Origin of the sequence: Pseudoalteromonas gelatinilytica (assembly GCF_001641615.1) — a bacterium.
GTDB classification, from domain to species: domain Bacteria; phylum Pseudomonadota; class Gammaproteobacteria; order Enterobacterales; family Alteromonadaceae; genus Pseudoalteromonas; species Pseudoalteromonas gelatinilytica.
Genome location: NZ_LRRU01000022.1, coordinates 479432 through 488483, shown reverse-complemented (window position 1 = coordinate 488483; position 9052 = coordinate 479432). Strand labels below are relative to the sequence as shown.

Sequence of the window (9052 nt, the reverse complement as noted above, 5' to 3'; positions counted from 1 at the left end):
TATCTAACTTCTAATATCTAACTTCTAATATCTAACTTCTAATATCTAACTTCTAATATCTAACTTCTAAAATCTATTACTCACTTCCCCCTTTATTGATATAGCCCAAAGCTAAACTTTAAATCGTTGCAAAAGCTGTAATTTGCCTTGTCAGCAGCTAGACTGTTTATTATAGTCATTGTTAACGTCACTTAGTCGCAAGTCCAATGCCTGCAAAGATTTTTTCGAAAGCCAAAATTTTAATAGTTGAAGAGCAGCCACTCGCTCAAAGCTATATGAAACAGTCCTTAGAGGGATTGGGGTTTCGCCAGTTACGCTTTGCAGAGCATGCAATTGCAGCAAAAGAACAATGTCAAATTGAGCAATTTGATCTCATCGTTTGTTCATTTAATCTTAGTAAACATCAAGATGGCTATCAGCTTTATGAAGAGCTGAAAATGAAGCGTCTTATCAAAAACTCTACTGGCTTTATTTTTATTTCGGCTGAAACAAGTGGTTCTTTGGTTCACAGTGTACTCGAGCTACAACCAGATGATTTCTTAGTTAAACCTTTTACAATTAACGAATTAAAAAATCGTATTGAAAAAGTGTTATTACGCAAAAGTAACCTTCATCAAATTTATCAACTTATTGATGATGGGAATGACTCCAAAGCAATTAAACAAATAGATACCTTGTTGCAAAACAAAGGCAATAGCTACAGTGCCATTCTATTAAGATTAAAAGGCGATGCCCTACTTCGCCTCAAACGCTTCGAAGATGCCAAAGCATTTTTTAAATCGGTGCTTGATATTCAAAAATTTACTTGGGCAAAAGTTGGTTTAGTCGAAGCACTGATTGCTAATAATGAACATACCCTAGCACACCGCATGCTTAAGACGATGTTGCAGCGCAGTGAAACTCGACTAGTTGCTCTTGATTTACTGGGTCGATTAGAAATAAAACTCAATAAATTTGATGAGGCACAGGATTTTTTTAGTAAAGCTGTTGAAATTGCCCCGCGTAACATTGACCGCCAGAAAACCTTAAGTCATGTATCACTGCTTAATCACGATTATGAAAAGAATTATTTAACGCAAAAAGACATTGCCAGTTACGCAAAACACTCAATTCACGATAACCCTGATATATATTTAAATGCGGCGCGCGCAGGGATTGATTTTGCTTTAACGACGGATCAAACCGATCAAGTGAATCGCATTTCAAGACAAACAAATCAGTACTTAAGCGATTTAAAAAAGCAGTTTCCGAATAGTAATAATCAAACACAAATTGATGTTCTCAATGCGCGTTTACATTATTTAAAAGATGAACATCAAAAAGCTAAAGCACTTATCAACCAACTTGATGAAAGTGACACTCAAATTCGTTCAGTAGATGGTGCGCTCGATAAAGCGAAAGCGTTTCATGAGCTTGGTTTTCACCACAAAGCGCAGATGCTGTTTAACCAAATTATTACTCACTGTGAACGCCACCCATCGGTAAGCGATCCGGTGTATTTACGTTATATTCAACAACAACAAACTGAGCGACGTGATATTAAGCTCGGTCCGAAAGAGCTCAATAACCACGCAGTTACACAGTTTAATAAGGGCCAACTTAATACGGCGCTTGAGGCATTTACCCAAGCATTTAGGATCATGCCTAAAAATGCCAGTATCGCTTTAAACCTACTGCAATGTTTATTCGATACAAATAACCAAGGCCAATCTTTTAATTTAGCACTCGCGAAAAAGTGTTTTGCTTTGTTAGATACTCAAACATTAGAAGATGAACAAGCAATCCGCTTTGAAAAAATTAAAGCTCTGGCGGCAAAATTAAAAATTAAGCTTGCTGAGTAATTTCGTATGGCATCTCAATTGTTTAAATTTAAAAAGCCCTTCTTATACGTTGCGCTTGTCGTCTTTTGCCAATGCAGCTTTGCCTCGGCAACTTTACAACATTGGCAACAAGCCAGTATCAATTGGCAGAGTGAGGCCGGTAGCCATATCAATATTTTGGCCGATGAACAGCCCGCTTTTATGGCGCTAAAGCCCTACATTCCTTTATTTGAGCAACTAACTGGGATTTCGGTTGGCTTTCATGCCTTAGAACAATCACAAATGCGTGTTCGTCGTCATCAAGATTTGAGCGAAGCCACAGGTCTTTACGATGTACTGCCGATGGGGATCACCTTTTTAGGTGAAGCTCAAAGCCAAGGCTGGATTGAGCCTTTACAGCCCTACATTGATAACCCAAAACTGACAGATAAAGCTTGGTATCAATTAGAAGACATCAGTGAACGTAGCCTAGCGCTTTGTAAAATTGATAACACGCTATACTCGTTACCATTTGATTTTTCTGCGCCGATTTATTTTTATCGTAAAGATCTTTTCGAACGCTTTAATTTAGATGTTCCCGATACTTACGAGCAACTACAAGCAGTTAAGATTAAGCTTCAAAAGGCTATTGACCGCACTCCTTCTTTGAACGGGATGCACGCATTTGCCTCACGTACGCTGCCCGGTGCAGGATTAAACACTTGGACAGTATTACCTGTTATGCGTGCTTATGGCGCTGAAGTTATCGACGCGCAGGGGCAGTCTGTTTTTGATAGCCCTCAAACAGCACAAAGCCTGCAAGTGTATCGCGACCTTGTAACAGGGTTCGGCAATCCAGATAACAGCCGTTTACTACACTTTTATGAAATTCGACGCTTGTTTAAAGAAGGTCAACTTGCCTCAGCCTTTTTGGCCTCGCATTTTTATAATGAAATCGATACTGCAGAAGAGTCTGATATTTGGAATAAGTGGGAAGCAGCCCCCTTGCCGGCAGGCCCAATCGCCCGAGAAACATCTCCTTGGGCATGGGCGTTTGCGATCAACAGTAAATCAAATAAAAAACGTGCGGCATGGTTATTTATTCAGTGGGCGACTAGTGAACAAACTGCTGCACTTCTGAGTACAGGTGGCTCACCGCCAAGACAAAAAGTGTGGCATGACAAACTATTTACTCTCGTAAACAAACCTGGCTTTAATCAAACCATGTTATGGGTATTTGAGCATGCAACACCGGATCGCCTGCAGGCCGGTATGGTTGAGTTTCCGGTTATCGGCGAAATTATCTCGCAAACTTTTAGCCAAATTTTCTATGGTGCAGATATAAAACAATCAATTAAAAGCACCGACGCAAAAATCAACGCCAATATGCAAGCACTAAAAATACGGAGCAATATTCAGCAATGAGAATTAGTATTGCCCACAAAATTTTAATGATCATCGGCTTTACCATTACCCTTATTTTAGGGGCAAGCACCTCATTGCATGTGATGGAACTTAAAGAGCAAACGCTTTTGAACATGAGTGAAAAGGCCGATGCGATTGTCTCGCCCATGCTGTCAGAAATAAACAGCCTCACAAAAGACAATACCGTAGGAAGTTGGGTGCTTAAAATTCAGGGGATCACTTTAAAGAACATTTTAAAAAATAATACCTTCGATGATTTACAAACAATTTACTTTATCGACCAAAATAATTTTATAGCCGCCCATCCTGATAACAGTAAAGTAGATACCCTAGAAACTAACCAAGTACTGTTAAAGCAGCTCAATCCGAAACAAAATGCTATTGTAGCCATGGAGCAGCAATATGCTGTTGCTGTGCCAATTAGCAATTTTCAGGGTGAAAATATCGGTTACGTTATCGTAAGCTTTTCAGATAAAGACTTAGCGTTAAAAACCAAATCAATTATTAGTAATGCGGTTTCGCTGTTTGCCATTTACCTATTAACTGCACTTATCATCGCTTATATCATTATTCGCCGTATTATTTTACAACCCATTGATCAGCTCGTGGAGTTTTCTCATGCCGTGACTACCGGTGATTTAAACTGCCCTATTAATATAAAAAGCCAAGATGAAATAGGTACCCTCGCCAGTGGCTTTAAAATGATGCGTGCTGCGGTTAGACAACAGCTCAACAGCATGCATGAACAACATAGTTTACTTGAAGACACCGTTGCAAAGCGCACTCAAGAGTACCTTGATGCTAAAGAGCAAGCTGAACAATCAAATCAGGCTAAAAGTCGCTTTTTAGCGAATATGTCTCACGAATTAAGAACCCCACTCAATGCAGTGTTAGGCTTTAGCCAATTACTACAAGATAGCGAAACAGATAAAAATAAGCGTCGTTACTTAGAAGCAATATCAATCTCTGGTAATTCACTCCTTAATGTATTGAATGACATTCTCGATTTATCAAAAATCGATGCTGGTAAAATGCAACTTGATATTGAGCGTGTAGAAATCCCTAAAATGTGCCATGAGCTTAATATGATGTTTTTACAACTCAGCGCCCAAAAGGATCTCGACTTACAAATAACCTCTCACCCAGAGTTAACAACCCCTGTGTTACTTGATAGCAATAAAGTGCGCCAAGTACTGACCAACTTAATCAGTAACGCCATTAAGTTCACTGCACAAGGCAGTGTTAAGGTGTATTTCGATTTTAAAGCCCACGATGACAACAGCAATATTGATATTAATATTCATGTCACAGACACAGGTAAAGGTATTCCCAAAGATCAACAAGACCTTATTTTTAATGACTTTGAACAAGTACAAGGTCAACGTAGTTCGGAGTTTGGAGGAACGGGATTAGGTCTTGCGATTTCATTGCGTTTTATCAAGTTGATGGGTGGTGAGTTATCGGTGATAAGCGATAAAGATAAAGGCAGTGAGTTTATTGTGTCGTTACCGAACGTTGAATTAGCCGAGTCTAAAAACGAAGTGAAACATCGTAACTACCCTGCTATTTCAAGCTACCATTTTAATCCTGCTCGCATTTTGATTGTTGATGATATTCCTTACAACCGAGACTATTTAGAGTCCTTCTTATCACGCTGGAGCTTTACCATCGACACCGCTATCAATGGTGAAGATGCCCTTAAAAAAATTGAGCAGCACCAGCCTGATTTAATCATTATGGATTTAAAAATGCCGGTGATGGGCGGGTTAGAGGCTAGTCAGTTAATTCGCAGTGATGATCGCTTCAAGCATATTCCAATCATTGCGGTTACAGCGTCGGTATTAAAAGATGATAAGGCGCAATCCAGTATTTTGACAGACTATATAATTAGTAAGCCAATCCACCGTGAGCACCTTATTTTCATTATTGCTCAGTATTTAGATTAGCCACGCATTAGTCGCGTTTTTTCATCGCTATGGCATTCATGCAGTAGCGTAAACCACTTGGCGGTGGGCCGTCTGGGAATACATGCCCTAAATGCGCATCGCAAACATTGCAGACGGCTTCAATACGCTGCATGCCATGGCTAGAGTCCGCGATATAGGCAATGCTTTCAACACTGCTAGGCTGAGTAAATGACGGCCAACCAGTGCCACTATCGAACTTTTCATCGCCATCAAAAAGTAAGTTGTCACAACATACACACACATATTGACCAGGTTCAAATATCGTACATGAATCAGAGCTGTGCGGACGTTCAGTGCCTTTTAAGCGGGTAACATAGAATGTATCTTGTTCGAGCTCAGCTTGCCATTCAGATGGCGATTTTTCGACTCGACGTGGAGGTGTTGGGTTACCGTTATGGGCAAACTCTAAAATATCTTGCCAAGTTAACATAGTGCTCCCTCAGGGTTGAATACAACTGTTGCACAGTACATCACAAGCCCTACCAAGGGCAAGCAGCATGCGTTTAGTGATTACTGTGTTTGCAGCCGGATATCTATTTGTGCACGTTCACGCTCAGAAAGTAACTGTGCTAAATGGCTATTAATTTGGCTGCTATTAACACTTAATAAGGCAGTTATCTGCTGTTCATTGACATCCGTTACATGAATGATCCCTTCGCCGATTTCAATCTGCTTAATTTGGCCAATTAAAACAAACTCAGCTTTGCGTTTAAAATCGAATAAACCTGCCAGACTTATCAGTGCTAGCTGATTCACATCGCGCTTTAGTAAATCGGCAATGGGATTACGCGCGACAAATAACGGCGTGACTCGATAGAGGCTTGATAGCGTAATAAAGCCCCATAACATCACAAACAACGAGAATGCAGCACTGTGCCAAAGTGGCGTAAATACCCATAAAGCAATTAATACCAGCGCGATAGTGAGTGAAATTTTTGCTAAAAGCTTATTAATTGCCAACATAGTGTTGTCCTATTTCTTTTCAATTGGATCAGGCCAATCATTAAAAAAGACCGACAAATATCTGCTTTTTAATAGATATAACAGTACCCATAATACCAGTACCATTTGGCAGGCTAAGAACAACGAAAATTGATAATGACTGTGTGCAGCCTGATAGGTTAACCAACTTAAATCCGTGATGGCACACATTATTAATGGCCAGCGCATAAATCGCCAAATAGACGACAGACGTTTTGCACTTTCGGCGTTTTCTTGAGGTCGGCGTAAACAAAAGATCACCGCCGGTAATAAGGCAATAGCAGCAATGGCAATGGCTATAAAGAAATCGCTTTTCGATTTAAAAAACAGCGACATGATATCTAAATCAGGGCGACGGCTCAGCGCCGCCATCAGCCAAATAAAGTAACTGCGTAACAGCACTAATAACGTTAAATGAAACGCCACAGGGGTTCGATAAGCACCGTGTTTATCCCAGTATTCAGGCCCGTAGCGATTCATATTTGGTTCTTCTTATCGGCAATGATACCAAGTACAAAAAACGCAGCTGTAAGTGTAAGCGCCAGCCATTTAACACCGAGTAGCATTAGCAGCTTACTTAAAAATGGGGTTACAAACACCACAAGTAGGCCCATGCCAAACCCAGTGATCAGCACAAAGCAAAGCACGCGTATAATAAAGTGACGACGCGCGACAAAGCGCTTGGTCACTTTAATAATGTCGTTTGCGTACAAGGATATAAAACACACCACCAGCAATAATGAAATATTGTAAAGGTGTGGTTGCAGCCAGCTGCCGATTGTTAAAGCAACTGACGACAATGCCTGCAATAGACTATCCATTGTGCTCACTTAAAAGCGCAATAAGGTCAGCCTCAGTTAACACATCAATACCTAAGTCTTGTGCTTTGGTTAATTTTGAGCCTGCTTTTTCACCTGCAATCAGTGCATCCGTTTTCGCCGATACACTACCCGATACTTTTGCACCTAACGCCTGTAAACGTGCTTTTGCATCATTACGGTTAAGCTCGCTCAATGTGCCAGTCAGAACGTAGGTTAAGCCCGCTAATGGCTGCGCATCGGCACTCGGCGCGGTTAATTCTGGCCAGTGAATACCTTGCTCAACCAATGCATTTACAACCGCCATATTGTGCTCTTCGCTAAAGAAGCCACGTACATGCTTGGCAACGATTTCACCCACGTCACTTACTTCAGTTAACGCATCAACGCTTGCTTGAGTAATTTTTTCTAGCGTTAAAAAGTGGTTTGCTAAGTTTTGCGCTGTTGCTTCACCCACTTCGCGAATACCTAACGAGTATAGGAATTTAGCTAAGGTTGTTTGCTTTGCATCTTGCAGTGCATTAACTAAGTTCTTAGCAGACTTAGGACCCATTCGCTCTAGTGATTCAAAATGGCCTTGTTTAAGGATAAATAAATCAGCAGGCGTTTTGATCAGTTCACGGTCAACGAGTTGATCAACAATTTTGTCGCCTAAACCATCAACATCAAGGGCTTTACGTGACGCAAAATGTTTAATAGCTTGCTTACGCTGCGCTTGGCACACTAAGCCCCCCGTACAACGGGCAACCGCTTCACCTTCAATGCGCTCCACATGTGAGTCACAAATTGGGCAAGTCGCTGGAAATTCAATGTCTTTGGCATCGTCAGGACGACGTTCAAGGACAACTTGGGTAATTTGCGGAATAACATCACCCGCTCGGCGAATAATCACGGTATCGCCAATTTTAACGCCTAAACGGGCAATTTCATCGCCATTGTGAAGCGTTGCGTTAGATACCGTCACGCCACCCACAAATACCGGCTCTAATCGTGCTACAGGGGTAATAGCGCCAGTGCGGCCTACCTGAAACTCAACATCAAGTAATTGGGTGATTTCTTCTTGCGCAGGGAATTTAAAAGCAATTGCCCAGCGTGGTGCGCGTGCCACAAAACCTAAACGCTCTTGGCGTTTTTTGTCGTTAACTTTAATAACCACACCGTCAATTTCGTAGGCAAGGCTACTTCGACGCGTCAAGATATCTTGGTAGTAATCAAGTGCAGCTTGCTGGCCTTCAACCAGTTTTGTTTCTGGGCAAAGTGGTAAACCCCAATCGGTAAGTTTAGCAAGCTGTTGATAGTGATCTTCTGGTAACTGCCCATCTGCAACAAGCCCAGTGCTGTAAGCATAAAACATCAGTGGACGTTTTGCTGTTACTTTAGAGTCAAGCTGACGTAAGCTACCGGCCGCAGCATTACGTGGGTTAACAAAGACTTTGTCGCCACGTTTTTCGGCTTCACTGTTTAGTTTGGCAAAACCAGTGCTGTCCATAAATACTTCACCGCGCACTTCAAGCTCTGCTGGGAAGTCATCGCCACGTAACTTAAGCGGCACATTACGAATTGTTTTCACGTTTTGAGTGATGTTTTCACCCACCATACCATCGCCACGGGTAGCCGCTTGAACCAAAACACCATCACGATAAATAATCGATACCGCTAAACCATCAAGCTTTGGCTCACAACAAAAAGTCAGCTCATTGTTGTCCATTAAACGCTCTTTGATACGGCGGTTAAATGCGGCAAACTCTTCTTCTGAAAAGGCATTATCAAGTGACAGCATTGGCACTTGGTGAGTGACTTGCTCAAACTTATCAAGTGCTGCGCCACCGACTTTTTGAGTCGGAGAGTCAGGGCTTTGAAACTCTGGATTAGCTTGCTCAAGGGCGCTTAATTCGCGCATTAAACGGTCATATTCAGCATCAGGAATGCTAGGTGCATCCAGCACATAATAATTATGGTTATGCTCTTCTAACTGGGCACGAAGTTGGCTAATTTGCTCAAAGATAGGGCCGGACATGAAAACCTCAAAAATCTACATAAAAAAGCCACTTCGACGACTTAA

At 41.5% G+C, this 9052-nt stretch carries 8 protein-coding genes; 3 read left to right on the top strand and 5 right to left on the bottom strand.

Annotated features, from left to right (window positions below; all coding sequences use genetic code 11):
• Positions 1–206 precede the first annotated feature (206 nt).
• From NH153_RS19555 to NH153_RS19545, 3 genes are read left to right on the top strand one after another with little or no spacing between them, the layout of a single operon-like run.
• Entirely contained in the window at positions 207–1841 is a 1635-nt protein-coding gene (locus NH153_RS19555) for a response regulator (protein WP_063707013.1), read from the top strand.
• 6 nt (positions 1842–1847) lie between these two features.
• The gene (locus NH153_RS19550) at positions 1848–3224 is read left to right on the top strand and encodes an extracellular solute-binding protein (RefSeq protein WP_063707011.1); all 1377 of its coding nucleotides are present in this window, start codon (positions 1848–1850) and stop codon (positions 3222–3224) included.
• Positions 3221–5170 (top strand): ATP-binding protein, encoded by a 1950-nt coding sequence (locus NH153_RS19545; protein WP_063707009.1) that lies wholly within the window; start codon positions 3221–3223, stop codon positions 5168–5170. The genes NH153_RS19550 and NH153_RS19545 overlap by 4 nt, the downstream gene beginning before the upstream one ends.
• Before the next feature lie 7 nt (positions 5171–5177).
• On the opposite strand, the gene msrB is transcribed toward NH153_RS19545, so the two are convergent.
• The 5 genes from msrB to ligA all read right to left on the bottom strand — a co-directional run bounded on the left by msrB (position 5178) and on the right by ligA (position 9007).
• On the bottom strand, positions 5178–5621 hold the full coding sequence (msrB, locus tag NH153_RS19540) for a peptide-methionine (R)-S-oxide reductase MsrB (RefSeq protein ID WP_063707007.1): 444 nt from the start codon (positions 5619–5621) through the stop codon (positions 5178–5180).
• An 80-nt stretch (positions 5622–5701) separates the two neighbouring features.
• On the bottom strand, positions 5702–6154 hold the full coding sequence (locus tag NH153_RS19535) for a hypothetical protein (protein ID WP_063707005.1): 453 nt from the start codon (positions 6152–6154) through the stop codon (positions 5702–5704).
• Positions 6155–6163: 9 nt separating this feature from the next.
• Entirely contained in the window at positions 6164–6652 is a 489-nt protein-coding gene (locus NH153_RS19530) for a DUF2919 domain-containing protein (RefSeq protein WP_063707002.1), read from the bottom strand.
• Positions 6649–6993 (bottom strand): DUF3392 family protein, encoded by a 345-nt coding sequence (locus tag NH153_RS19525; RefSeq protein WP_063707000.1) that lies wholly within the window; start codon positions 6991–6993, stop codon positions 6649–6651. The genes NH153_RS19530 and NH153_RS19525 overlap by 4 nt, the downstream gene beginning before the upstream one ends.
• Positions 6986–9007: an NAD-dependent DNA ligase LigA gene (gene ligA, locus NH153_RS19520; protein ID WP_063706998.1), complete on the bottom strand. Its 2022-nt coding sequence runs from the start codon at positions 9005–9007 to the stop codon at positions 6986–6988. Before ligA ends, NH153_RS19525 begins: the two co-directional genes overlap by 8 nt.
• Between the last annotated feature and the right edge of the window lie 45 nt (positions 9008–9052).